Annotated in this window: 19 protein-coding genes; 5 read left to right on the forward strand and 14 right to left on the reverse strand. The window is 66.8% G+C overall.

Annotated elements, in window-relative coordinates:
* Positions 1–6: 6 nt before the first annotated feature.
* The gene (locus tag E2F48_RS16860) at positions 7–873 is read left to right on the forward strand and encodes a hypothetical protein (RefSeq protein ID WP_133405104.1); all 867 of its coding nucleotides are present in this window, start codon (positions 7–9) and stop codon (positions 871–873) included.
* 53 nt (positions 874–926) lie between these two features.
* Here E2F48_RS16860 and E2F48_RS16865 read toward each other — a convergent pair whose 3' ends face one another.
* Complete coding sequence (locus E2F48_RS16865; RefSeq protein ID WP_133405105.1) at positions 927–1,538, reverse strand: hypothetical protein; 612 nt, start codon at positions 1,536–1,538, stop codon at positions 927–929.
* A gap of 124 nt (positions 1,539–1,662) precedes the next feature.
* On the opposite strand from E2F48_RS16865, the gene galE reads away from it, so the two are divergent.
* On the forward strand, positions 1,663–2,676 hold the full coding sequence (gene galE / locus E2F48_RS16870; protein ID WP_133405106.1) for a UDP-glucose 4-epimerase GalE: 1,014 nt from the start codon (positions 1,663–1,665) through the stop codon (positions 2,674–2,676).
* 102 nt (positions 2,677–2,778) lie between these two features.
* Here the strand turns inward: galE and E2F48_RS16875 are convergent, their stop codons facing one another.
* The 3 genes from E2F48_RS16875 to fdxA all read right to left on the reverse strand — a co-directional run bounded on the left by E2F48_RS16875 (position 2,779) and on the right by fdxA (position 5,695).
* Positions 2,779–4,062: a citrate synthase gene (locus E2F48_RS16875; RefSeq protein WP_120165000.1), complete on the reverse strand. Its 1,284-nt coding sequence runs from the start codon at positions 4,060–4,062 to the stop codon at positions 2,779–2,781.
* Between the two features lie 155 nt (positions 4,063–4,217).
* The gene (gene dapC, locus E2F48_RS16880) at positions 4,218–5,372 is read right to left on the reverse strand and encodes a succinyldiaminopimelate transaminase (RefSeq protein WP_133405107.1); all 1,155 of its coding nucleotides are present in this window, start codon (positions 5,370–5,372) and stop codon (positions 4,218–4,220) included.
* Positions 5,369–5,695 carry a ferredoxin gene (gene fdxA / locus E2F48_RS16885; RefSeq protein WP_120164998.1) on the reverse strand — a complete coding sequence of 109 codons (327 nt, stop codon included), beginning with the start codon at positions 5,693–5,695 and terminating at the stop codon, positions 5,369–5,371. Before fdxA ends, dapC begins: the two co-directional genes overlap by 4 nt.
* Before the next feature lie 248 nt (positions 5,696–5,943).
* Here fdxA and E2F48_RS16890 point away from each other — a divergent pair, with 248 nt between their 5' ends.
* Complete coding sequence (locus E2F48_RS16890) at positions 5,944–6,174, forward strand: putative acetyltransferase (protein ID WP_133405108.1); 231 nt, start codon at positions 5,944–5,946, stop codon at positions 6,172–6,174.
* Positions 6,175–6,707: 533 nt separating this feature from the next.
* Positions 6,708–7,202 carry a helix-turn-helix domain-containing protein gene (locus E2F48_RS16895; RefSeq protein ID WP_133405109.1) on the forward strand — a complete coding sequence of 165 codons (495 nt, stop codon included), beginning with the start codon at positions 6,708–6,710 and terminating at the stop codon, positions 7,200–7,202.
* Here the strand turns inward: E2F48_RS16895 and E2F48_RS16900 are convergent.
* From E2F48_RS16900 to E2F48_RS16930, 7 genes are all read right to left on the reverse strand, one after another.
* Positions 7,199–7,702: a hypothetical protein gene (locus tag E2F48_RS16900; protein ID WP_133405110.1), complete on the reverse strand. Its 504-nt coding sequence runs from the start codon at positions 7,700–7,702 to the stop codon at positions 7,199–7,201. The genes E2F48_RS16895 and E2F48_RS16900 overlap by 4 nt on opposite strands.
* 19 nt (positions 7,703–7,721) lie before the next feature.
* Complete coding sequence (gene typA, locus E2F48_RS16905) at positions 7,722–9,638, reverse strand: translational GTPase TypA (RefSeq protein ID WP_133405111.1); 1,917 nt, start codon at positions 9,636–9,638, stop codon at positions 7,722–7,724.
* Between the two features lie 210 nt (positions 9,639–9,848).
* Positions 9,849–11,570, reverse strand: a complete 1,722-nt coding sequence (locus E2F48_RS16910; protein WP_133405112.1) for an ABC transporter ATP-binding protein — start codon at positions 11,568–11,570, stop codon at positions 9,849–9,851.
* On the reverse strand, positions 11,567–12,559 hold the full coding sequence (locus tag E2F48_RS16915; RefSeq protein ID WP_133405113.1) for an ABC transporter permease: 993 nt from the start codon (positions 12,557–12,559) through the stop codon (positions 11,567–11,569). The genes E2F48_RS16910 and E2F48_RS16915 overlap by 4 nt, the downstream gene beginning before the upstream one ends.
* The gene (locus E2F48_RS16920) at positions 12,552–13,478 is read right to left on the reverse strand and encodes an ABC transporter permease (RefSeq protein ID WP_133405114.1); all 927 of its coding nucleotides are present in this window, start codon (positions 13,476–13,478) and stop codon (positions 12,552–12,554) included. Before E2F48_RS16920 ends, E2F48_RS16915 begins: the two co-directional genes overlap by 8 nt.
* A gap of 133 nt (positions 13,479–13,611) precedes the next feature.
* Positions 13,612–15,258, reverse strand: coding sequence for a peptide ABC transporter substrate-binding protein (locus tag E2F48_RS16925; RefSeq protein ID WP_133405115.1), 1,647 nt, complete (start codon positions 15,256–15,258; stop codon positions 13,612–13,614).
* Positions 15,259–15,610: 352 nt separating this feature from the next.
* Positions 15,611–17,422, reverse strand: coding sequence for an ABC transporter ATP-binding protein (locus tag E2F48_RS16930; RefSeq protein WP_133405116.1), 1,812 nt, complete (start codon positions 17,420–17,422; stop codon positions 15,611–15,613).
* 95 nt (positions 17,423–17,517) lie between these two features.
* Here E2F48_RS16930 and E2F48_RS16935 point away from each other — a divergent pair, with 95 nt between their 5' ends.
* Positions 17,518–18,147 (forward strand): PH domain-containing protein, encoded by a 630-nt coding sequence (locus tag E2F48_RS16935; protein WP_133405117.1) that lies wholly within the window; start codon positions 17,518–17,520, stop codon positions 18,145–18,147.
* Between the two features lie 11 nt (positions 18,148–18,158).
* Here E2F48_RS16935 and E2F48_RS16940 read toward each other — a convergent pair whose 3' ends face one another.
* The 3 genes from E2F48_RS16940 to E2F48_RS16950 form a co-directional block, all read right to left on the reverse strand.
* Positions 18,159–19,100 carry an ABC transporter permease gene (locus tag E2F48_RS16940; protein ID WP_246019240.1) on the reverse strand — a complete coding sequence of 314 codons (942 nt, stop codon included), beginning with the start codon at positions 19,098–19,100 and terminating at the stop codon, positions 18,159–18,161.
* An 89-nt stretch (positions 19,101–19,189) separates the two neighbouring features.
* Complete coding sequence (locus E2F48_RS16945; protein WP_133405119.1) at positions 19,190–20,731, reverse strand: ABC transporter permease; 1,542 nt, start codon at positions 20,729–20,731, stop codon at positions 19,190–19,192.
* A 183-nt stretch (positions 20,732–20,914) separates the two neighbouring features.
* Positions 20,915–22,708 carry an ABC transporter family substrate-binding protein gene (locus tag E2F48_RS16950; protein ID WP_133405120.1) on the reverse strand — a complete coding sequence of 598 codons (1,794 nt, stop codon included), beginning with the start codon at positions 22,706–22,708 and terminating at the stop codon, positions 20,915–20,917.
* Between the last annotated feature and the right edge of the window lie 5 nt (positions 22,709–22,713).

Consider the following 22,713-nt stretch of genomic DNA (forward strand, 5'->3'; position numbering starts at 1 on the left):
CCGAGCATGCCTGCCACCGGCCCCTCGCGGGCAGTTCTCCGGCGCCGGAGGATCGGAGCCGTCGTCCTGCTCGCCGTCGCCGGCGGAGGAGTGTGGGCGGCTGCCGCGCAGCTTGAGCCCCCGGAGGTGCTCCGCACCGAACGGTGCACCGCCACCGTGGGCTCCGACAGCTACGACCTCACCCCGGTGCAGGCGCAGAACGCCGCCCTGATCGCCGGGGTCGCCGTGGTCCGAGGACTGCCGGCACGGGCGGCCTCCATTGCGATTGCCACCGCCGTGCAGGAGTCCCGGCTTGAGAACATCAACTACGGCGACGATGCAGGACCCGACTCGCGCGGGCTGTTCCAGCAGCGGCCCTCACAGGGCTGGGGCACCGAGGCGCAGGTGATGGATCCCCTGTACGCGGCGGGCGCGTTCTATGACGCGCTGGTGCGCATACCGGGCTACGAGACGCTGCCCATCACCGACGCCGCCCAGCGCGTCCAGCGCAGCGCCTACCCCACCGCCTACGCCGACCACGAACCGGAGGGACGGGCCTTCGCCTCCGCGCTGACCGGACAGTCCCCGGCAGCCCTGACCTGCGTGCTGCGCAAGGCCTCCGCCCCGGGCGATCCCGCCGCGGTGGCCGCGGCGGCCGAGCGGATCTTCGGTCCCCTCGGCGGTGTGGCCGAGGGCAAAGCCCTGGTGGTGCCCGCCACCGAGCCCGGGGGCTGGACCACCGCCTCCTGGGCGGTGGCGACGGCCGACGCCCTGTCCATCACGGAGGTCTCCTTCGCCGGGCAGGAGTGGACCCGCGCGTCGGGCGAGTGGAGCCCCGCCCCCACCGAAGCGGGAAACCTGACCATCACCGTCGCGGGCGATCCTGCCCCCTGAGCGGACCCCCGAACCGGCGCCTCGAACCCTCGCCCGGGTCTCGAACACAAGCTTCAGGCGAGCATCTTGATGACCGGTTCGACATAGCTGCGCAGGGCCCCTTCGTCCTCGCACAGGTCCTGGCACATCAGCAGCCGGTCCGGCTCCACCCACCACGCCCGCTGCGCACCCAGCGGGAGCTCGACGACGTCGAGGGTGAAGCGCCGGGCGCTGCGTCCCAGTTCGAGTTCGCGCTCCTGCACGAGGATCTCCAGCAGCGCTTCGAGCCGGCCCCCGCGGGCGCCGGCGTGCAGGGCGTACTCCGCACGGCGTTCCTCCGCCCACTCTATGGCGGAGCCGAAGTGTGCCTGCGCCACCCGCTGCAGGGCCGCCATGCCGTCGAGCTCTTCAAACTCGGGCGGAATCGGCAGTGACGCACCGGCAAGGTCCCCGCTGACCAGGCGGTGCCACCACGCCTCCCACTCGACGCGCAGCGTCTCGGTGCCACCGGCATCCTCGACCGGCCGGCCCAGCGTTGAAGCACGGACGGCGGGGCGGACCGGCGGGAGGCAGGGCTGGCCGATCCCGCGCAATCCGGAGCAGTCGCGGAGGTACAGTGCAACGAGCAGGACCTCCGAGGTATCGACGCTGAAGCGTCCGCCGCGCCGGGACGGCTGGTGCGTCATGGGCCTCCTTCGACCGATGTGCTGCTCCAAGAGTAGACCTGACTTCCCCGCCGCTCCAGAGCCTGCAGCCCCACCGGGCACCCCGCTTTCCTGCTTCGGCCCGCGGGCAAACTAGAGTGGAGGCATGAAGATTCTCGTTACCGGTGGAAGCGGTTATATCGGCTCACACACCGTCCTTGCCCTGCTCGAGGCCGGCCATGAGGTTGTTGTGATCGACAACCTCTCGAACTCGACGGAGACGTCCCTGCAGCGCGTCCAGAAGCTGGCCGGGCGCCCCCTGCGGTTCCACAAAGTGGACCTGCTCGACGAGCCGGCCCTGCGGTCGGTTTTCGCGGAGGAAGCGGTCGAGGCGGTGATTCACTTCGCCGGGCTGAAGGCCGTCGGAGAGTCGGTGGAGAAGCCGCTGACGTACTACCACAACAATGTGGGCGGCACCCTGAACCTCCTGCGGGTCATGGACTCCTACGACGTGCGGACGCTGGTCTTCAGTTCCTCGGCCACCGTCTACGGCGCATCCGAGCAGGTCCCCCTGATCGAGAAGATGGCCCTGGACGCAGTGAACCCGTACGGGCGGACCAAGGAGCAGATCGAGGACATCCTTTCCGACCTCGGCGCCGCCGACGGCCGCTGGAACATTGCCCTGCTCCGCTACTTCAACCCGGTGGGCGCGCACGAGTCGGGGCTGATCGGCGAGGACCCCACCGGGATCCCCAACAACCTGCTGCCGTTCGTGGCGCAGGTGGCGGTGGGCCGGCGGGAGAAGGTGCGGGTGTTCGGCAACGACTACCCCACGCCCGACGGCACCGGGGTGCGGGATTACATCCACGTCGTCGACCTCGCGGCAGGGCACCTTGCCGCCCTGAAGTACCTGACCGAACACCGCGGGGTGTACCGGTGGAACCTGGGTACCGGGAAGGGCTCCTCGGTCCTCGAGGTGCTCGACGCCTTCTCGAAGGCCTCGGGGCGCGAAATCCCCTACGAGTTCGCCCCGCGCCGGCCCGGAGACGCCGCGGTGAGCTACGCCGACCCGTCGGCAGCGATGGCCGACCTCGGCTGGTCGGCGCACCGGAACCTCGACACCATGTGCGAGGACCACTGGCGCTGGCAGAAGAACAACCCACAGGGCTACAACGGCTGACCAGCCCATCAAAACCGAATCAAGAACAGACGAAGGCGGCCACCCACCAGCAGGTGGGTGGCCGCCTTCGTTCTGAGCGGTCCGGCCGTGCGGGCCGCGCGGCTAGCGCACGGGGTAGTTGCGCTCCGGGGAGCCCGTGTACAGCTGGCGGGGCCGGCCGATCTTCGTCTGCGGGTCCTGCATCATCTCGCGCCACTGGGCAATCCAGCCCGGGAGGCGTCCGATGGCGAAGAGCACGGTGAACATCTTCTCCGGGAAGCCCATGGCCTTGTAGATCAGGCCCGTGTAGAAGTCCACGTTCGGGTAGAGCTTGCGCTCGATGAAGTAGTCGTCGGCCAGGGCCTTCTCTTCAAGGCGCATCGCGATGTCGAGCAGCTCGTCGTTGCCGCCGAGCTTGGAGAGGATGTCGTGGGCGGTGGCCTTGACGATCTTCGCGCGCGGATCGTAGTTTTTGTAGACGCGGTGCCCGAAGCCCATGAGCTTCACGCCGTCTTCCTTGTTCTTGACCTTCTCCATGAAGTCTTCGGGCTGCATGCCCTTGGCCTTGATGTCGCGCAGCATGTTCAGCACGGCCTCGTTCGCGCCGCCGTGCAGCGGACCGAACAGGGCGTTGATGCCGGCCGAGACGGAAGCGAACATGTTGGCGTTGGAGCTTCCCACCAGGCGCACCGTGGAGGTCGAGCAGTTCTGCTCGTGGTCGGCGTGCAGGATCAGGAGCAGGTCGAGGGCCTTGGCCACCATCGGGTCGACGTCATACGGCTCGGCCGGCAGCCCGAAGGAAAGGCGAAGGAAGTTCTCGACGAGGTTCATCGAGTTGTCGGGGTACAGCATGGGCTGGCCGATTGACTTCTTGTGGGCGTAGGCCGCGATCACCGGGAGCTTCGCCATCAGGCGGAAGGTCGAGAGTTCGACCTGCTCGTCGTCGAAGGGGTCAAGCGAGTCCTGGTAGAAGGTCGACAGCGCCGACACGGCCGAGGAGAGGACGGGCATCGGGTGGGCGTCGCGGGGGAAGCCGCCGAAGAAGCCCTTGAGCTCCTCGTGCAGCAGCGTGTGGCGGCGGATCCGGCCGTCGAACGCGGAGAGCTCCTCCGGGGTGGGCAGGTTGCCGTAGATCAGCAGGTAGGACACTTCGAGGAAGGTCGAGTTCTCGGCCAGCTGCTCGATCGGGTAGCCGCGGTAGCGCAGAATGCCTGCATCGCCGTCGATGTAGGTGATCGCCGACGTTGTGGCGGCGGTGTTCATGAAGCCCGGGTCGAAGGTGACGTGCCCGGTCTGCTTCAGCAGCTTCGAAATGTCGAAGCCGTGGTTGCCCTCAGCCGCAGCCATCGTGGGCAGGCTGAGTTCACTGCCGTTGAAGTGCAGCGAGGCACCGTTCTGCTCGGTCATTGACTCTCCTTCAGGAGCTGGGGTGGAACCATCACAACGAAGGAGGGAAAAATCCACACCGCGTTGGCCTATTCAGTCTGAAACGGTACCGGTATGACCGCCCTCTGCACTAATCCTCCATCGCGTGGTGTGACGGTGGCAACAGGGGTTCGGCTTTACACTGCGCCGCGCAGCCTTTCGACGGCGGCGTCGATCCGCTCGTCGGTGCCGGTGAGCGCCACCCGCACGAATCCATGGCCCGCCTCCCCGTAGAAGGTGCCCGGCCCGACGACGATGCCCCGCTCCGCGAACCGGGTGAGCGCCTCCCAGGTATCCGTTCCGTCGCTGGCCCACAGGTACAGGCCCGCCTCGGAGCCGGACACCGTGAAGCCGAAGGACTCGAGCGCCGGCAGGAGCCGGGCCCGGCGGGAGCGGTAGAGGTCCTTCTGCTGCTGGACATGCGCGTCGTCGCCCAGGGCCGCCCGCATCGCCTCCTGCACGGGGAACGGGACGATCATGCCGGCGTGCTTGCGCGAGTTGATGAGGCTCGCCACAATCTTGCCGTCGCCGGCCACGAAGGCGGCCCGGTAGCCGGCGAGGTTCGACTGCTTGGACAGCGAGTAGACGGCGAGCAGCAGGTCGTTGCTGCCCCCGGAGACGCGCGGATCCAAGACGCTCGGCACGGCGCGGCCGCCCCGGGCGCTGTCCCAGTCGCCCCAGCCAAGCTCGGCGTAGCACTCGTCGGAGGCGGTGACGGCGCCCAGGGAGCGGGCCTCGTCGACCATGTCCTTCAGCCCCTCGACGGGCAGCACCGATCCGGTGGGATTGCCGGGGCTGTTCACCCAGACCAGCCGGACCCGGCGGCGGACCTCCGCGGGCAGTGCGGCGAGCGAATCCGCGGCCACGGGCGTGGCTCCGGCGAGCAGCGCTCCGACGTCGTAGGTGGGGTACGCCACCGTGGGCCGCACGACGACGTCGCCCGGGCCCAGCCCCAGCAGCGTCGGCAGCCACGCCACGAGCTCCTTCGAACCGACGGTCGGCATAATGTCCGCCGGATCCAGGCCGGGGACGCCGCGCCGCCGGTCGAACCAGGCGCTGATCGCCTCCCGCAGCGCCGCCGTCCCGTGGGTGGTGGGGTATCCGGGGGCGTCCGCGGCACGGGCGAGGGCGGTGCGGATCAGCTCGGGCGTCGGGTCGACCGGGGTGCCAATGGAGAGATTAACCACACCTCCGGGATGCGTCGACGCCGTCTGGATATAGGGGGCCAGGGCCTCCCAGGGGTAGTCGGGAAGGCTCAGCCCGAAGGCGCGCGTCGGCCCCCCAGCGGTCATGCGGGCTGGTTCTGTGGAGGGAGGGCGGCGATGATCGGGTGGTCCTTGCCGGTGTTCCCGACCTTGGCGGCACCGCCCGGGGAGCCGAGGTCGTCGAAGAACTCGACGTTGGCCTTGTAGTACTCGGCCCACTGCTCCGGGGTGTCGTCCTCGTAGTAGATGGCCTCGACCGGGCACACCGGCTCGCACGCGCCGCAGTCGACGCACTCGTCCGGGTGGATGTAGAGGGAGCGTTCACCTTCGTAAATACAGTCCACCGGGCATTCTTCAATGCAGGCCTTGTCCTTGACATCCACGCATGGCTGCGCGATTACGTAGGTCACTTCCCACGCCTTTCCTTGAGACTGTTTAGTGCGGGCACACCCTTGGTGCTTCCTCCAGCTTACCCAGTCCGGGGCGACCGGGAGTGCCCGGCTTCGGTAGGCGGCCCGCCACTGGATGACGCGCCGCCTGCACTCCTCCCCCGGCGCTCTCCAGTCCTCCGCTGTCCGCCTCCCCTGCGCTCCCCGGCTCCATGTGCGCCTCCCCTGCTCCGCTCGTTGGTGCCAACCGGTCCGGATACGCTGAAGACATGACAGCTCCGGTCCGCCTGCTCCAGTCCCTCCCCCAGGGAACCCGGGTGGTTGTCCGGTACCGGATCGGCGGGCAGCTGACCGACGCACTGGGCGATCTGATCGCGCTGGATACTGATTCGTGCACCGTCCGCACCCGGCGCGGCGACACCGTCGTGCCACTGACCGACGTGACCGCTGCCAAACCTGTTCCGCCTGCGCCGCCCCGAAGGGCGCCCCGGGCCCTCTGAGCCCCACGGGCCTTCGCTGGATCGTGCCCCATTCGCGCCCACCGACCGGCTCCGACCAGTGGGCATATCCGGACATGCCCACCCGCCAGGCTCGGTCAGCGGGCAGAACCTCCCCCCGAGGGCCTCCCGAGCACTCCTGCCCATCAAACGGCCTCCCGAGCGGACAGAATCACACTCCCAATCCGAACCGCTAGCGGGTGGAAGCGGAGGCGAGTGCCTGACGGATCAGGGCCAGGAACTGCTCGGGATGATGAACGACCATGCAGCTCCTGCAGACTCACCCTGTCCGTGGCCACAGCACATTCCACGATGCACAGGGCATCGAGTTTGGGCAGGGCATCGAGTTTGGGAAGACACCGCAGCGACTGGACGCAGATATCGGCCAGGCCGGGGGGTTTCCGGGAACCGGTGTACCGGCCCCAATGTGGACAACTGCCCATCCCGCCCCGTGCCGGAGGCTCGCTCCCGGACGTCCGGCAAGTTGGCATTGGTATTCACCAATGGCACGCCCGCGCTACCGTATGATTTCCCTCATGCACACTGACGAGGATATTCAGGCGCGGGCCCGCGCCCTGAGTTCGCCCCTCCGCCTGCGGATCCTGCGCCTCTGCCTGCACAAGGCACGGACGAACAAGGAGATCGCGGGCATCCTCAAGGTGAACCCGGCCACCGCGCTGCACCATGTGCGGACGCTCCTGGCCACCGGATTCCTGCGCGCCGAGGAACCCCGGACGGGCAACCGGGGCGCACGCGAGATCCCGTATCGGGCGACGGGCCTATCCTGGGGAACCCAGCTGCCCAATGCGGCGCCGGTGCTGGTTGAGACCTTCCTCCAGGAAATTGAGGGACTCGCCCCGTCGGAGATCGATGTCTGGCGGCTCGGAATCCGCCTGAACGCGGAGAACCGTGCGGAGATGATGGGCCGGCTGCGCGAGATTTTCGAGGAGTACGCGGCCCGCGGAGCCGATCCCGACGGCACGGCGACCTCGATCCTGCTCGCCCACCACCTGGACCGCGCAGCGGACTAGCTCCCGGTCGGAGCGCTTCCCCCCGAGCGGTGTCCGCGCAGCGCCGCTCCGCACACCGCAATGCCGGCGATGGTGGCCACCGCCAGTCCGAACATCCAGATGTTTCCCGCCAGGACGGCGGTCGGTTCCGGGCCCGGTCCCTCGATCCCGGTGAGGATCAGGGTTTCGGTACTCAGTGAGACCAGCGCGACGACGACATACGCCGTTCCACCGCTGAGCGCTGCGATGAGGATACTTCGGGCCCACAGCCCGCACCAGGTGATGACGCTTCCGGCCAGGACCAGCGCGGCGGCCGCCCCCACTGGCAGCGCCAGCTCACCGATCCTCAGCACCTGCGCGTGGAGCGCGGTCCCGAGCAGCGCCGCCAAAATTCCCCCCAGCAGCGCGCCGGCCACCGCCCGCCAGCGCGCCAACGCCGGGCCGGAGGGTCCGGCGGGGTTAAACGCCGGACGCCGGCCCTTCCGTGGAACGGAAGGGCCGGCGTCGACGTCGTAAGGCATGATCCGGGAAGACCCTTACCTAGGCGCGGGCACGCGAGCGGGAGGCACGCATGCGCTCATTGGCATCAAGGATCACCTTGCGGATGCGGATGGCCTCGGGGGTCACCTCGACGCACTCGTCCTCGCGGGCGAATTCGAGGGACTCCTCGAGGGTGAGGTTGCGCGGCGGGGTCAGGTTCTCGAAGGTGTCCGAGGAAGCCGCACGCATGTTGGTGAGCTTCTTCTCCTTCGTGATGTTGACCTCCATGTCGTCGGCCCGGGAGTTCTCGCCGACGATCATTCCCTCGTACACCTCGGAGGTGGGCTGCACGAAGAACGAGCCGCGCTCCTGAAGGTTGATCATGGCGAACGGCGTCACGACGCCGGCGCGGTCGGCGATCATCGAACCGTTGGTGCGGTACTCGATGTCACCGGCCCAGGGCTCGTAGCCCTCGGAGATCGACGCCGCGATGCCGGCGCCACGGGTGTCGGTCAGGAAGCGGGTACGGAAGCCGATGAGGCCGCGGGCCGGAACAATGAATTCCATCCGGACCCAGCCGGTGCCGTGGTTGGCCATGTTGGTCATGCGCCCCTTGCGGGCGGCCATGAGCTGGGTGACGCCGCCGAGGTATTCCTCGGGCACGTCGATGGTCATGTGTTCCATCGGCTCGTGGATCTTGCCGTCGATGGTCTTCGTGACAACCTGCGGCTTGCCGACGGTAAGCTCGAAGCCCTCGCGGCGCATCTGCTCGACCAGGATGGCCAGGGCGAGCTCGCCGCGGCCCTGGACCTCCCACGCGTCGGGGCGCGCGGTGGGCAGGACGCGCAGCGACACGTTGCCGATGAGCTCCTTGTCGAGGCGGTCCTTGACCTGGCGGGCCGTGACCTTGGCGCCCTTGACCTTGCCGGCCAGCGGCGAGGTGTTGATACCGATGGTCACGGAGATGGCGGGGTCGTCGACGGTGATCAGCGGCAGCGGCTGCGGGTTGTCGACGTCGGTGAGTGTCTCACCGATGGTGATGCCCTCGATGCCGGCGACGGCGACGATCTCGCCGGGCCCTGCGGACTCGGTCGGCACGCGGTCCAGCGCCTTGGTGGCGAGCAGCTCGGTGATCTTGACGGTCTTCAGTTCGCCGTTCTGGCGGGCCCAGGCGACCTGCTGGCCCTTGCGGAGGGTCCCGTTGAAGATGCGCAGCAGGGCGAGGCGGCCCAGGAAGGGCGAGGCGTCAAGGTTGGTGACGTGCGCCTGGAGGACGCCGTCAGGGTTGTACGACGGGGCGGGGATGTGCTCGATGATGGTCTGGAACAGGGGCTCCAGGTTGTCATTCGAGGGGGTGGTGCCATCGGCGGGCTGCTCGAGCGAGGCGGCACCGGCGCGCGCGGCTGCGTAGACCACGGGCACGTTGAGGATCGAGTCGAGGTCCAGGTCGGGGACCTCGTCGGCGAGGTCGGAGGCCAGGCCCAGCAGCAGGTCCATCGACTCGCTGACGACCTCTTCGATGCGGGAGTCGGGGCGGTCGGTCTTGTTGACCAGCAGGATCACGGGGAGCTTCGCGGCCAGGGCCTTGCGCAGCACGAAGCGGGTCTGGGGCAACGGGCCCTCGGACGCATCGACGAGGAGGACGACGCCGTCGACCATCGACAGGCCGCGCTCAACCTCGCCGCCGAAGTCGGCGTGACCGGGGGTGTCGATGACGTTGATGGTGATGGTCTCGCCCTTGGCGGCCGGGCCGTTGTAGAACACCGTGGTGTTCTTCGCGAGGATGGTGATTCCCTTTTCGCGCTCGAGGTCGCCGGAGTCCATGACGCGGTCGGCGACGTCGCCGTGGGAGGCGAAGGAGTTGGTCTGCTTCAGCATGGCATCGACCAGCGTGGTTTTTCCGTGGTCAACGTGGGCCACGATGGCTACGTTGCGGAGATCGCTGCGGACAGCGGTGTTGCCTGTGGTTTCAGACATGCTTAATGACTCAATTCAGTATCTAAAGCGGGGAAATGTCGGCGGCAGCAATGCGCGCCCTGCGTCAAGTCTACGGGTTTGACAAAACCAGACCTAATGCGCGGGCACCCGCGGGGGCCCTCCAACGACGAACGACGCCGGCGCTGCCCCGCATTCGGGGAGCACCGGCGTCGTTTCGGCCCTTAGCGAAGCGCGGTCAGATCCGCACCGTCAGGCGGCTTCCGGAGGAAGCACCAGACCCGCACCCGGGATCGCCGCGAGCAGCGACTGGGTGTAGGCGGTCTTCGGGCTGTCGAAGACCTCGTCGGTGGAGCCCTGCTCGACGAGCTTGCCCTTCTCCATCACGGCCACGTGGTCCGCAATCTGCCGCACGACCGCGAGGTCGTGGGTGATGAAGAGGTAGCTCAGGCCCAGCTCGGCCTGAAGATCGGCCAGCAGGTTCAGGATCTGCGCCTGCACCAGCACATCGAGCGCCGAGACGGCCTCGTCGCAGATGACGACCTCGGGGTCCAGGGCCAGGGCCCGGGCGATGGCCACGCGCTGGCGCTGCCCGCCCGAGAGCTCGTTGGGGAAGCGCTGCATCATCGAGGACGGCAGTGCCACCTGGTCGAGGAGCTCACGCACCTTCTTCTCGCGGCTCTTGGCGTTGCCGATCCCGTGCACCCGGAGGGGTTCCTCGATGGTGCGGTAGATGTTGTACATCGGGTCGAGCGAACCGTAGGGGTCCTGGAAGATCGGCTGCACCCGGCGGCGGAAGTTGAACAGTTCCTTCCGGCCCAGGGTGGTGATGTCCACCCCGTCGAACCGGATGTTCCCCGCCGTCGCCGTCTCCAGGCCCAGCACCATGCGGGCGACCGTCGACTTGCCGGAGCCGGACTCCCCCACCACGGCGGTGGTGGTGCCCCGGGCGATCGAGAACGACACATTGTCGACCGCCGTGAAGTCGGTCGACTTGCCCCAGCTGCCGCGGATCTTGAAGACCTTGGTGAGGTCCTCGACCTCGATCACCTTGTCCTTGGCGTCGGCCCTGGCGGTGTCCGGCGCGAGCAGGTCGTGGGTTTCCACGCCGAGCTTCTTGGCCGATTCGATGCGCCGCGAGGCGATCGAGGGTGCCGAGGCGACCAGCTTCTGAGTGTACGGATGGCGCGGATTGGTCAGCAGTTCAAGTGCGGGACCGGCCTCGACGACCTGGCCCTTGTACATGACGATGACCTTGTGCGCGCGCTCGGCGGCGAGACCGAGGTCGTGCGTGATCAGCAACACCGCAGTGCCCAGTTCATCGGTCATCCGGTCGAGGTGGTCGAGGATCTGGCGCTGCACCGTCACGTCCAGGGCGGAGGTGGGTTCGTCGGCGATCAGCAGGCGCGGCCTGCATGAGAGCCCGATGGCGATGAGCGCGCGCTGGCGCATGCCGCCCGAGAATTCATGCGGGTACTGGTTGGCGCGCGACTCCGCGTCGGGAAGGCCGGCCTCGGACAGCACCTTCGCCACATCCTGCGGAGCGTACGGCAGGCCGTTGGCCCGCAGGGTCTCCTTGACCTGGAAACCGATCTTCCAGACCGGGTTCAGGTTCGACATCGGGTCCTGGGGGACCATGCCGATCGAGGACCCGCGGAGTTCGACGATGCGCTTTTCACTGGCGTTCGTGATGTCCTCGCCGTCGAAAAGAATCGATCCGCCCGAGACCCTGCCGTTGCCGGGCAGCAGCCCGATCGCGGCGAGGGCCGTGGTCGACTTGCCGGAACCGGACTCTCCCACGATGGCCACGGTCTCGCCGGGCATCACGGTCAGGTGCGCGTTGCGCACTGCCGGGACCTCCCCGTTCGCGGTGTTGAACGTGATCGCCAGGTCCCTCAGTTCGAGCAGGGGCCGCACTTCCGGCGGGGCCGGACGGGTCTCGGTGATGCCGTCGTTTCCAATGATTGAGCTCATCGCTTTCGCGCCTTCGGATCGAGAGCGTCCCGCAGGGCATCGCCCAGCATGATGAAGCTCAGAACAGTCAAGGACAGGGCCAGGCCCGGCCAGAAGATGGCACTGGGGTTGGACCGGAGGGATGACTTCGCGGAGAAGATGTCATTGCCCCAGGACATGACGTCCGGCGGCAGCCCGATGCCCAGGAAGGACAAGGTGGACTCGGCCACGATGAACGTGCCCAGGGAGATGGTCGCGATGACGATGACCGGGGCCAGAGCGTTGGGGATGACGTGCTTGACCAGCGCCGACATCGGGGAAACACCCAGGGAGCGGGCGGCCATGACGAAGTCCGCGTTGCGGACCTCGATGACGGCGGCGCGGGTAATGCGGGCGATCTGCGGCCACCCGAACGAAACCAGGATCACCACGAGCGTCCAGACGTTGCGGTTCTGCTGGAAGAAGGGCAGCTGCACGACGACGATGGCGCCGAGGATCAGCGGCAGGGCGAAGAAGATGTCGCCGACGCGGGCCAGGACTGCATCGACCCAGCCGCCGAAGAATCCGGCGAGGGCGCCGATCAGGCCGCCGATGACCAGCACGCCGAGGGTGGCGAACAGCCCAACGGTGAGGGAGGACTGGGTGCCGTGCACGACGCGCGAGAGGATGTCGCAGCCCTGCTGGGTGAAGCCTAGCGGGTGCCCCGGTGCGGGGCCGCCGTCGGAGTTGGCCAGCAGGCAGTTCGAGTTCGGCGGCTCGTTCGTGAACAGGCCGGGGAACAGCGCCACGACGAGGATGGCCAGAATGAGGACCGCGCTGATGAGGAAGAGCGGCTGCCGGCGCAGGCTGCGCCAGGCCTCGCGCCACAGGCTCGATGGAGCCCCCTCGGCGGTGGCGCTGTCGGTCGCCCGGACAGGGGTTTCCTCGATATCGGCGACGAAGTGCTCGATCGGGTAGGCGGAGGTTTTCACCCTTCCCGCCGTCTTCAGGTTGTTCTCAAGCTCAGGCATATCGAATCCTTGGGTCAAGCCACGCGTACAGGAGGTCCACCAGCAGGTTCGCGAGGCAGAAGATGAGGATCAGGAAGGTGACGATCGAAACGACGGTCGGCCCGTCCCCGTTCAGAACGGCGCGGTACAGCGTGAGGCCGACACCGTTGACGTTGAAGATTCCTTCGGTGACGATGGCCCCGCCCATGAGGGTGCCGAGGTCGGCGCCCAGGAACGTGACGACGGGGATCATGGAGTTGCGCAGAATGTGCACGACGACGACGCGCTTGCGGCTGAGCCCCTTGGCGGTGGCGGTGCGGACGTAGTCGGCCTTGACGTTCTCAAGGATGCTGGTGCGCGTCAGGCGCAGCACGTAGGCGAAGGACACCAGGCCCAGCACGACGGCCGGCAGGATCAGCTCGGAGACGGTGGCGTCGCCGCTGACGGTCGGGTTGGTCCACCCGAGCTTGACGCCGATCAGGAACTGCATCAGGAAGCCGAGGACGAAGATCGGCACGGCGATGACGACGAGGGAGAGCACCAGGACGGTGGAGTCGAAGAGCTTGCCCTTGCGCAGGCCCGCGATGAGGCCGAAGACGATGCCGAAGATGGCCTCGAAGACGAGGGCCATGACGGCGAGCTTGGCGGTGGTGGGGAAGACCTCGGCGATGATGACGGCGATGGGGCGACCCGAGAAGTTGGTGCCCAGATCGAAGGTCAGAACGCCCTTGAGGTAGAGCAGGTACTGGATCCAGAACGGCTCGTCCAGGTTGTACTGCTCGCGCAGCGCGGTGACGACGGCGGGGGTACACCCGCGCTCACCACAGATGGCTGCGGTGGCGTCGCCGGGAAGGCTGAAGACCAGGAAATAGACGAGGAGCGTAGCTCCGAGGAAGACCGGAATCAGCTGCAGGAAGCGCCGGGAAACATACCAGGTCATTAGTGCGCACCTCCCGGCGCGTCAGGCGTTCGGACGGAACGCTCGTGGGGGTTGCTCATGTTAGGGATAAACCTTTTCGTTGGAGCGCGGAAAATGGGGGCCTGCCAGAGGCAGGCCCCCATTCCGTGTCGGATTACTTGCCGGTGATGGCGTGGTACTGGGGTACGCCGTCCCAGCCGAATTCAACATTATCCACGTTGTTGCTCCAGCCGCCCTGAGCGACCTGGTACCACAGCGGGATGGCGGGAAGGTCCTCGAGGAGGGTCTCCTGCGCCTTGTTCATTGCCTCGTTGCCCTCTTCGACGGACTCCGCGGCAAGGCCTTCCTTCAGGGCCTTGTCGAACTCGGGGTTGGAGTACACCGAGTCGTTCGAGCCTGCGCCGGTGGCGTAGATCGGTCCGAGGAAGTTGTACAGCGAGGGGTAGTCGGCCTGCCAGCCCGACCGGATCGCGCCGGTGAGGGTCTGCTCGGTCGCCTCGGTGCGGGCTTCCTTGAAGGTGGCGTACGGCTTGCCGGTGATCTCGATGCCCAGGGTGTTCTTGACGCTGTTGACCAGTGCCTCAACCCAGGTCTTGTGATCGCCCTTGTCGGCGTTGTAGCCGATGGTCAGGGGCTCGGAGGCGTCGTAAGGCTCGATCTTCTCCGCCTCGGCCCACAGTTCCTTGGCCTTTTCCGGGTTGTACTCAAGGTTTTCGCTGCCGGGCAGGTCTTCCTTGAAGCCGGGGAGGACGGGGGCGGTGAAGTCCTTCGCGGGCTCGCGGCCGTTGTTGAAGATTACCTTGGTGATCTCGTCACGGTTGATGGCCATGGACAGGGCCTGGCGGCGCAGCTTGCCTGCCTCGCCGTCCCAGTTCTTCAGGTAGTACGGCACGGCGATGGTCTGGTTGCCGGCGTAGGGGGACTCGATCGAGCGCTCACCAAGGTCATTCTTGAAGTTCTTGATGTCGGACGTCGGGATGGTCTTCAGCACATCGAGGTTGTCCGAGATCAGGTCCTGGTAGGCCGTCGTGTCGTTCTGGTAGATCTTGAAGGTGATGCCGCCGTTCTTGGGCTCCTGCGGACCTTCGTAATCCTCGTTCGGCACAAGCTCGATCTGCTCGTTGTGCTTCCAGGCACCTTCGGAGGCGAACTTGTACGGGCCGTTGCCGACCGGGTTCTCGCCGAACTTCTTGGGGTCCTTCAGGGCGTCGGCGGGCAGCGGGTAGAACGCGCTGTAGCCGAGGCGCTGGGGCCAGTCCGATTCGGGCTGCGACAGGGCGACGGTGAAGGTCTTGTCGTCGACAACCTTCAGGCCGCTCATCTCCGTCACGGTCGAGCCTTCGGCGCTGGCCTCGGCGTAGCCTTCGATGCTCTCGAAGAAGTAGCTGCTCAGCTGGGCGTTCTTTGCTGCGGCGCCGTAGTTCCACGCGTCAACGAAGGAGCTGGCCGTGACCGGATCGCCATTGGTAAAGGTCATGCCCTCCTTCAGGGTGATCGTGTAGTTCTGGGCATCCTCGGTCTCGATGGACTCGGCGACCTCGTTCTGGGTCTTGCCATCGGCGTCGTAGCTGACAAGCCCGGCGAAGATCAGGTCGAGGACTGCTCCGCCGCCGACTTCGTTGGTGCTGGTCGGGATCAGCGGGTTCTGGGGTTCAGAGCCGTCGACCACGATGACGGCATCGGTGTTGCCGCCGGTAGCTGCTTCGTCGGTGCTTCCGCCGCTGCCGCCGCCGCATGCGCTCAGCGCGAAGACAGCGACAGCTGCCACGCTGAGAATTCTGGAATTGCGCGTGAAACGCATTCCGCCTCCTAGTTGTTAGGTTTCACCCGGCGCTGTTACGGCCGGGGCTGTTGGACTCGAATGGTACGCATGAGCCAACTCACACCGGGAAATCATATGCCCCACCGGTTTGCCCCAAGAAACGCAGGCATGACGGCAGCGGGTGAAAACATTCAGGGAAGACTCAGGAAACGGGCGGTGAACCGACGCTGCCGCAGGTGAGGAGGACAGCGGCCGGAAAGGTCACGATTTGGTAACGTCCGCGCCTCGAACGGCCCGCGGGGGCGTTTTTGGTACAACCCTGTATCCCCCGCCACAGCCCCGGCGGCACTCCGCCGGCAGGCGGCGGAGCACCGACGGGCGGCTGGTTTGCCTACTCGGCGGCCATCAGCTGGGCGCGCAGTTCGCGCCGCTCGCGCTGCTTCTGCGGGTCCGGAAGGGGGACTGCGGCGAGCAGCCGCTGGGTATAGGGATCCTGGGGACTGCGCAGGATCTGATCGCGGGTCCCCTGCTCCACTATCCGGCCGCGCTGCATCACGCAGATGTGGTCCGCGAGGACGTCGACCACGGCCAGGTCGTGGGTGACGAACAGGCAGGCAAAGCCCAGCTCCCGCTGCAGGTTCTGGAACAGTTCGAGCACCCGGGCCTGGACCGAGACGTCCAGGGCCGAAGTCGGCTCGTCGGCCACCATGAGCTTCGGGCGCAGCGAGAGCGCCCGCGCGATGCCGACCCGCTGCTTCTGGCCGCCGGAGAGCTCATGCGGGTAGCGGTTCCGGTAGCTCCGCGGCAGCTCCACCTGGTCGAGGAGTGCCTCGATGCGTTTCTGCAGTTCCGCACCCTTGGCCTCGCCGGCCAGGTACATCGGTTCGCCGATGCTCTCTCCAATCGGCAGCCGCGGGTTCAAGGACGACGACGGGTCCTGGAAGACCATTCCCACATGGCGGCGCACCGCTGCCAGCTCCTTGGAGGCGGGCCGGAAGCCGGAGATGTCGGTCCCTACGACGGACAGCGTCCCCTCGGCCACCGGAAGCAGTCCGACCGCGGCCCGGCCGATGGTGGTCTTGCCCGAGCCGGACTCCCCCACCAGGCCGATCACCTGGCCGGGATAGACCACGAGGTTCGCCCCCTCGACCGCACGGAAGGCCGGTACCCGGCCCTGCTTGGGGTACTCGATCGCGACGTCCTTCAACTCGAGGACCGGATCGGCCTGGGGCACTGACTCCTCCTGCAGGCCGGCCAGCACCTCCCGCTCGCGGCGTTCCAGCTCGTCACGGTCGACGCCGGCGAGTTCCGAGTGGGTTGCGGCGGCGAGCGCGGCCGTGATGTCGACGTCGTCGTCCCCCATCCCCTGGCCGAGGTGCGGCACCGCCGCGAGCAGGGCACGCGTGTACTCGTGCTGCGGGTTCCCGAAGATCTGCTCGGCGGTTCCCGTCTCGACGATCTCGCCCTTGCGCATGACCGCGATACGGTCGGCGAGGTCTGCCACGACGCCCATGTCGTGGGTGATGAGGACGATGGCGCTGTCGAGCTTGGTGCGCAGGTTGCGCATCAGATCGAGGATTTCCGCCTGCACCGTCACGTCAAGCGCCGTCGTCGGCTCGTCCGCGATCAGCAGCTTCGGGTCGCAGGAGAGGGACTGGGCGATCATGGCACGCTGGCGCTGCCCGCCGGAGAGCTGGTGCGGGTAGGACCGGAACGCCTTGTCCGGGTCGGGAAGCTCGACCATGTCCAACAGGGCAAGGGCCCGCTGCTTCGCCGCGTCCGGGGACATCTCATTGTGGAGGCGGAGGGTTTCGACGATCTGGAAGCCAACGGTGTAGACGGGATTGAGTGCCGTCATCGGCTCCTGGAAGATCACCGCCACCTCGCTGCCGCGTACCTCGCGCAGCTGTCCCGGCGACATGGTGAGGACCGACCTGCCGTTGAGGAGCACCTCCCCGGTGACCCGGCTGTTCGAGGGCAGCAGCCCCAGGAGGGACATGGAGCTTGCGCTCTTGCCCGAACCGGACTCCCCCACTATCGCCAGGACCTCACCCGCGTTGACGTAGTAGTTCAGGTCGATCGCCGCCGGCACCCACTTCTTCTCGACGCCGAAGTCGACGCTGAGGTTCCGCACCTCCAGCACCGGTCCACGCCGGTCCCGCGGGTCGATTCCATCGGGGCTGCCAATAACGTCGCTGGTCATGTTGCGCTGTCCTTCCGCCCGGCACCCGGGAGTGGTGTATCCGCGGTTTGGTCTCCGGTTGACCCACCGGAGGAAATAGCTGGAATTATGGAGCGATGAGCAGCGCCACGGGCGGACCCGCCACCACAGTGTTCCGACCGCGCACCAGCAAAATCTTCACGGCGGTGGCCTTCGCCCTGACCGCGGTGGGCCTGGTGTCCGTGGTGGTGTCGGAGGGCGTCGCCGGGCTGCTCGCGGGCTGGCCGCTCCTCGCCTTTGCCTTTGCCGCGTGGTGGCTGTTCTGGTACCCGTCCGTCCAGGTGGATTCGGACGCCGTGACCCTGCGGAACCCGCTGACCACCGTCTCGGTGCCGTGGGCCGCGCTGGTGCACGTCGATACGAAGTTCGCGCTGAAGCTCATCACACCCCGGGGCTCCTACACGGCCTGGGCCGCGCCCGCCCCCGGAGTCTGGGGCACCCATGCAGGAAAGCCCGAGCACCTGGCCAACCTTCCCGGAAGCAGTTACGGGCCCGGGCGTTCCGTGCGCCCGGGCGACCTCACGCACACAGACTCCGGCTACGCCGCGTTCCTTGTGCGCAGCCGGTGGGAGAAACTGATCGGCAGCGGTTCCCTCGATGTCGACCTCACCGACTCGGCGGTGGTGGCCAGGAGCGTGAACTGGCTGCCGATTGGCGTGGCCGCGGCGCTCGTGGCGGCGTCCTTCGCCTCCTCCGCGCTGGCCTGAACCGCCGCCCCTCACGCGCGCACCGGTCGATCCGCTTCCTTCGCCTTGCGCGGGTTGAACTTCTTCTGGCGCGGGTCAAAGGCGTCGCGGAGGCCGTCACCGATGAAGTTGATCGTCAGGCAGATCAGCACGATGAAAAGGCCCGGGAACCAGAACAGCCAAGGACGGGTCTGGAAGGCCTCCTGGTTCTGGCTGATGATCAGGCCCAGGGAGACATCGGGGGCCCGGACGCCGAAGCCCAAATAGCTCAGGCCCGTTTCCAGCAGGATTGCGGCCGACATCAGGAGCGTGGTGTTGACGATGATGACGCCGACCGCGTTGGGCAGGATGTGCTTGAAGATGATGCGGGCGTTCGAAGCCCCTGCGATCTTCGCGGCGTCAACAAATTCCCGCTCCCGCAGCGAGAGGAATTCACCGCGCACCAGCCGGGCCATGCCGGTCCAGGCGAGCAGGCCGAGGACGACGCCGAGGAAGAAGACGGCCGCGCCGGCGCCGAGGGATGTACCGACGGTCCGCCCAAGGACCGCGGCGAGGACGATCAGCGGAATGATGATGACAATGTCCGTGATGCGCATCAGCACGGCTTCGGTCCAGCCGCGGAAGTATCCCGAGCAGGCGCCGACGACGACGCCGACGATGCCCGAGATGGCCCCGATGAGGAGCATGATGATGATCGAGTTCTGCGCTCCCCGCATGGTGAGGGCGAAGTAGTCCCGACCGATCGAGTCTTGGCCGAAGGGGTGGTCTCCCCAGCTGAACGGGCCGGTGATGGTGGGCGCTCCCCCGTCGACCACCGGCAGGAACTGCGTGTGGTTGTACTTCCACCAGCCGGGAATGCCGGCGAAGCCCAGCGAGGTGAAGGCCAGCAGGAAGATGACCGCGAAGACCACGAGGCTGATGATGGCGGCCGTGTTGTCGAAGAAGCGCCGGCGAACAATCTGGCCCTGTGACATGCCCTTCGTCTCGGGTTCGGCGACGGGCCCCACCTCGCGGGGGGACGGGCCGATTTCTCCCCTGGGTGTCTCGGAGGAATCCTGGATGGTCATGCTTTCACCCTTACGCGTGGGTCGAGGACCGAATAGACAAGGTCGGCGATGAGGTTGAAGACGAGGGCCAGAATCCCGACCACGAGGAAGAAGCCCATGATGGGGTTCGGGTCCGTCCGGAGCAGGGCCTGCACGAACAGTTGGCCCATTCCGGAGAAGGCGAAGACCTGCTCGGTGATGACGGCACCGCCGATCAGTGCGCCGATGTCGAAGGCCACGAGGGTGGCCAGGGGGATCAGGGCGTTCCGGAAGGCGTGCCGCATGACGACGGTCCGCTCGGACAGCCCCTTGGCCCGGGCCGTCCGGATGTAGTCCATGTTCATGATCTCAAGCATCGAGGCCCGGGAGTACCGGCTGTAGCTTGCCAGGGAGGCGAGCAGCAGCGCCAGGGTTGGCAGCAGGAGGTGGGTGAAGTTGTCGAGCCCCTGGATCCAGAAGTCTCCTTCGAGCCCCGGTGTCGACGCCCCGATCGTGGCGATCGGTCTGCCGCGGATGCGGGAGTTCGAGACGTAGGACGGCCAGGTCACCATGAACCGGTCGAGGACGATCAGTCCGGCCATGAGGAACCCGGTCAGGGCGGCGGTGCGCATGCTCTGCGCCCGGTCGTACCCGCCGAGCAGGAATCCCACGCCCATGCCTACGCCCACCGTGACCACGGCAAGGAACAGCAAGAGCCAGATCGTCGCCGCGCCGAGGAACGGATTGACGACGTAGTACGCGACCAGGCCGAGTGCCACCATGATCAGGGCCGAATACAGGGCCTTGCGGTTCTTCAGCCCGGCGGTCAGCAGGGTGATGCCGTAGGCAATGGCTACCCCGAAGACGAGGATGACGATCGGGCCAAGGCCGGGGCGGGTGAACCAGTCGATGAGGTTGAGCAGGTAGAGGAGGCCCCCCGCAGCCACCGCGCCGATCAGGAAGGCGAGCGCTTTCCGTTTCACGGTGCCGCCGGCGAGGATCGTGAAGATCACCCCGCTGACCAGGGCGACGACCAGGATGCTCGACAGTGGGATGTCCGGGTCGGTTAGGAAGTTGTTGAAGCCGATGGCGCCGAATTCCTTGAGGAGCACCGCCAGCCAGAAGATCGGCAGGGAGAAAAAGAGGAAGGACATGAAGGTCACGCCGTAGTCCAGCCCGCTGTACTGGCGCAGCGCCGTGATGATGCCCAGCGAGATCCCGATGATGATGGCCAGCACGGTAGCCGCCGTTACGAGCATGATCGTGTTGCCCACGGCCCGCGTGAGCGCATCGGTGACGGCCTCACCCTGGATGCTTCGCCCGAGGTCGCAGTTACCCACGAAGGGCACGGCGCACTGCACCGCGCCGGACAGCCAGCCGAAGTACCGAAGTGGCGCCGGGGTGTTCAGGTCCAGCAGCTCGACACGGGCCTGGATGAGCTGTTCCCGGTTAGGTGCGTTGCTGGCGCGCAATTCGGCGAGGGGATCACCGGAGGCCGCAGTCAGCAGGTAGACGATGAACGAGGCGCCGAACAGGATTAGGACCGCTGTTACAAGTCGCCGAACGATGTAGGTCACCATGCTTGCGAGGCCTCAATGTCTGGTAGCGGGTTTGCTGTGACTCTGGTCGCATTCTAATCCACCCCCTCCGGGGCGGCCCGCACGTGACACGGCGGGCCGCCGCGGAACGCAGGAAGGTGCCGGAACCCGGATGGACACGGTCCCGGCACCTCCCGTGGTGCGGTTAGAACTGCACTGGTGGTGCTACTGGACGACTTCCCAGTCCCAGAAGTTCCACCAGATACCGGTCTGGTTCGGCATGTATTCCATGCCCGCGACCTGATCGGTGTGGGCGTTCAGGCCGGGCAGCTGGAACAGCGGCAGCCCGTACTTGGAGTCCCAGATCAGCTTGTCGATCTGAACCTGCAGGTCTTCCTGCGCGGCCGGATCGGTTTCGCGGATGAGCTCGTCCATCAGCTTGTCAGCTTCAGGGTCGGAGAAACCGTTGAAGTTCGAGCCTGCATCGCTTTTGAAGATCTGCGGCACGCCGGCAACGCCAACCCCCGAGTTGATCCAGCCGAAGATGGTCGCGTCGTAGGTTCCGTTGCCCAGGGCGGCGCCCCAGTCGGAGGCGCCCAGACCGCCGTCGACGATCTTGAATCCTGCCTGCGAGGCGGACTCCGCGATCAGGGTGTAGGCGTCGAGACGGTTGGGGTTGTCGCGGTTGTACATGATGCGCACCTCGGGGGTTGCGCCGGCAAGAAGCTCGCGTGCGCCCTCGATGTCGGCTTCCGCGTATTCCTCGGACCCGTTGTTCTCCTTTGCTTCCTCGTAGCGTTCCTGATCGGCAAGGAACAGCTGGGAATCCAGCGGAGCGGCGTCGGGGTTCAGCTTCTTGATGATCGTGTCGACAATCTGCTGGCGCGGCACGGTCTTCATGAAGGCCTCACGCACATTCTCCTCGGCGAAGACGCCGGAGAAGTTGAGGTCGAGGTGGTCATAGGACAGCTCGTTGCCGCGGAGCACCTTGATGCCCTCGAGGCCCTCGAGCTGCTCGGCGGTGTCTGCGGAGGCCTGCGGCGCGATGACGTCGACCTCGCCGTTCTGCAGGGCCTGTACCTGTGCCGGAGCCTCACCGATGTAGCGGATGGTGACCTCGTCGATCTTCGGCTCGGGGCCCCAGTTGTAGTCCTCGTTGCGTACCAGGGTCATGCTCTGGTCCGGGGTCATGTCCGAGACGATGAAGGGGCCATTCGAAAGGAAGAGCGAGGTGTCGGTGGGCAGGGACTTGGTATCGAAGCCGGTGTTCCAGAAGTCGGCAACGGCCTGCAGCTCGGGGCGATCCACGGGCTTCTCGGGATCGCCCTCGGGTGCGGTCTGGATGAGCTCGATGAGCGCGTCCTCGTCGGCGAGGCCCGCCTTCTCCGCAACGACGTGGGCCGGCATGCCGATGCCGCCCTCGGTCATGGTGCCGAATGCGACTTCGTAGTCGGCGTAGGGCTCGGAGTAGTTGAGGGTGATGGAGCGTCCGTCGTCGCTGATCTCCGGAACGTCGGTCAGCCCGAGTCCGCTGGTGTCGCCGGCGTAGTCGAAGTAGCTCGACCCGGAGGTCACCTCGCCGGCCTCGTCGGTAGTGGCGTCGTTGAAGTGCCCCGACTGGACGGCCCACGCCAGCAACATGTCGCCGGCGTCGACGGGCTCGCCGTCAGACCAGGCGACCTCTTCGTTCACCGTGTACTTGACGCTGAGCGGGTCCTCGGAGACCACTTCGTAGGTGCCGAAGTCCTCGTTGGGGACCACCTCAAGGTCGTTGTTGATGTAGTTGAAGCCGGAATGGGTGAGATACGCAACGGTTCCGTTGATGTCCACGTTCCCCTCGGCGGTGCCGGAGTTGAACGAACTGAACGCATTGACCTCAACTACCCGGATCTCGCCGCCCGTTGCTTCGCCCTCGGCGCCCTCATCGGTTTCAGTACCGGTGTTGGCGGCGCAGGCGCTGAGTGCGAGCGCAGCTGCCGCCGCGACCCCCACAGCTTTGGAAGTACGTCCGAAACGCATTCCGC

Source organism: Arthrobacter crusticola, from assembly GCF_004357995.1.
GTDB classification, from domain to species: Bacteria; Actinomycetota; Actinomycetes; order Actinomycetales; family Micrococcaceae; genus Arthrobacter_D; species Arthrobacter_D crusticola.

Coding starts and splice junctions, on each gene's coding strand:
- E2F48_RS16860 (WP_133405104.1), top strand. CDS start 7: ATGCCTGCCACCGGCCCCTCGCGGGCAGTTCTCCGGCGCCGGAGGATC.
- E2F48_RS16865 (WP_133405105.1), bottom strand. CDS start 1,538: ATGACGCACCAGCCGTCCCGGCGCGGCGGACGCTTCAGCGTCGATACC.
- galE (WP_133405106.1), top strand. CDS start 1,663: ATGAAGATTCTCGTTACCGGTGGAAGCGGTTATATCGGCTCACACACC.
- E2F48_RS16875 (WP_120165000.1), bottom strand. CDS start 4,062: ATGACCGAGCAGAACGGTGCCTCGCTGCACTTCAACGGCAGTGAACTC.
- dapC (WP_133405107.1), bottom strand. CDS start 5,372: ATGACCGCTGGGGGGCCGACGCGCGCCTTCGGGCTGAGCCTTCCCGAC.
- E2F48_RS16890 (WP_133405108.1), top strand. CDS start 5,944: ATGACAGCTCCGGTCCGCCTGCTCCAGTCCCTCCCCCAGGGAACCCGG.
- E2F48_RS16895 (WP_133405109.1), top strand. CDS start 6,708: ATGCACACTGACGAGGATATTCAGGCGCGGGCCCGCGCCCTGAGTTCG.
- E2F48_RS16900 (WP_133405110.1), bottom strand. CDS start 7,702: ATGCCTTACGACGTCGACGCCGGCCCTTCCGTTCCACGGAAGGGCCGG.
- typA (WP_133405111.1), bottom strand. CDS start 9,638: ATGTCTGAAACCACAGGCAACACCGCTGTCCGCAGCGATCTCCGCAAC.
- E2F48_RS16910 (WP_133405112.1), bottom strand. CDS start 11,570: ATGAGCTCAATCATTGGAAACGACGGCATCACCGAGACCCGTCCGGCC.
- E2F48_RS16915 (WP_133405113.1), bottom strand. CDS start 12,559: ATGCCTGAGCTTGAGAACAACCTGAAGACGGCGGGAAGGGTGAAAACC.
- E2F48_RS16920 (WP_133405114.1), bottom strand. CDS start 13,478: ATGACCTGGTATGTTTCCCGGCGCTTCCTGCAGCTGATTCCGGTCTTC.
- E2F48_RS16925 (WP_133405115.1), bottom strand. CDS start 15,258: ATGCGTTTCACGCGCAATTCCAGAATTCTCAGCGTGGCAGCTGTCGCT.
- E2F48_RS16930 (WP_133405116.1), bottom strand. CDS start 17,422: ATGACCAGCGACGTTATTGGCAGCCCCGATGGAATCGACCCGCGGGAC.
- E2F48_RS16935 (WP_133405117.1), top strand. CDS start 17,518: ATGAGCAGCGCCACGGGCGGACCCGCCACCACAGTGTTCCGACCGCGC.
- E2F48_RS16940 (WP_246019240.1), bottom strand. CDS start 19,100: ATGTCACAGGGCCAGATTGTTCGCCGGCGCTTCTTCGACAACACGGCC.
- E2F48_RS16945 (WP_133405119.1), bottom strand. CDS start 20,731: ATGGTGACCTACATCGTTCGGCGACTTGTAACAGCGGTCCTAATCCTG.
- E2F48_RS16950 (WP_133405120.1), bottom strand. CDS start 22,708: ATGCGTTTCGGACGTACTTCCAAAGCTGTGGGGGTCGCGGCGGCAGCT.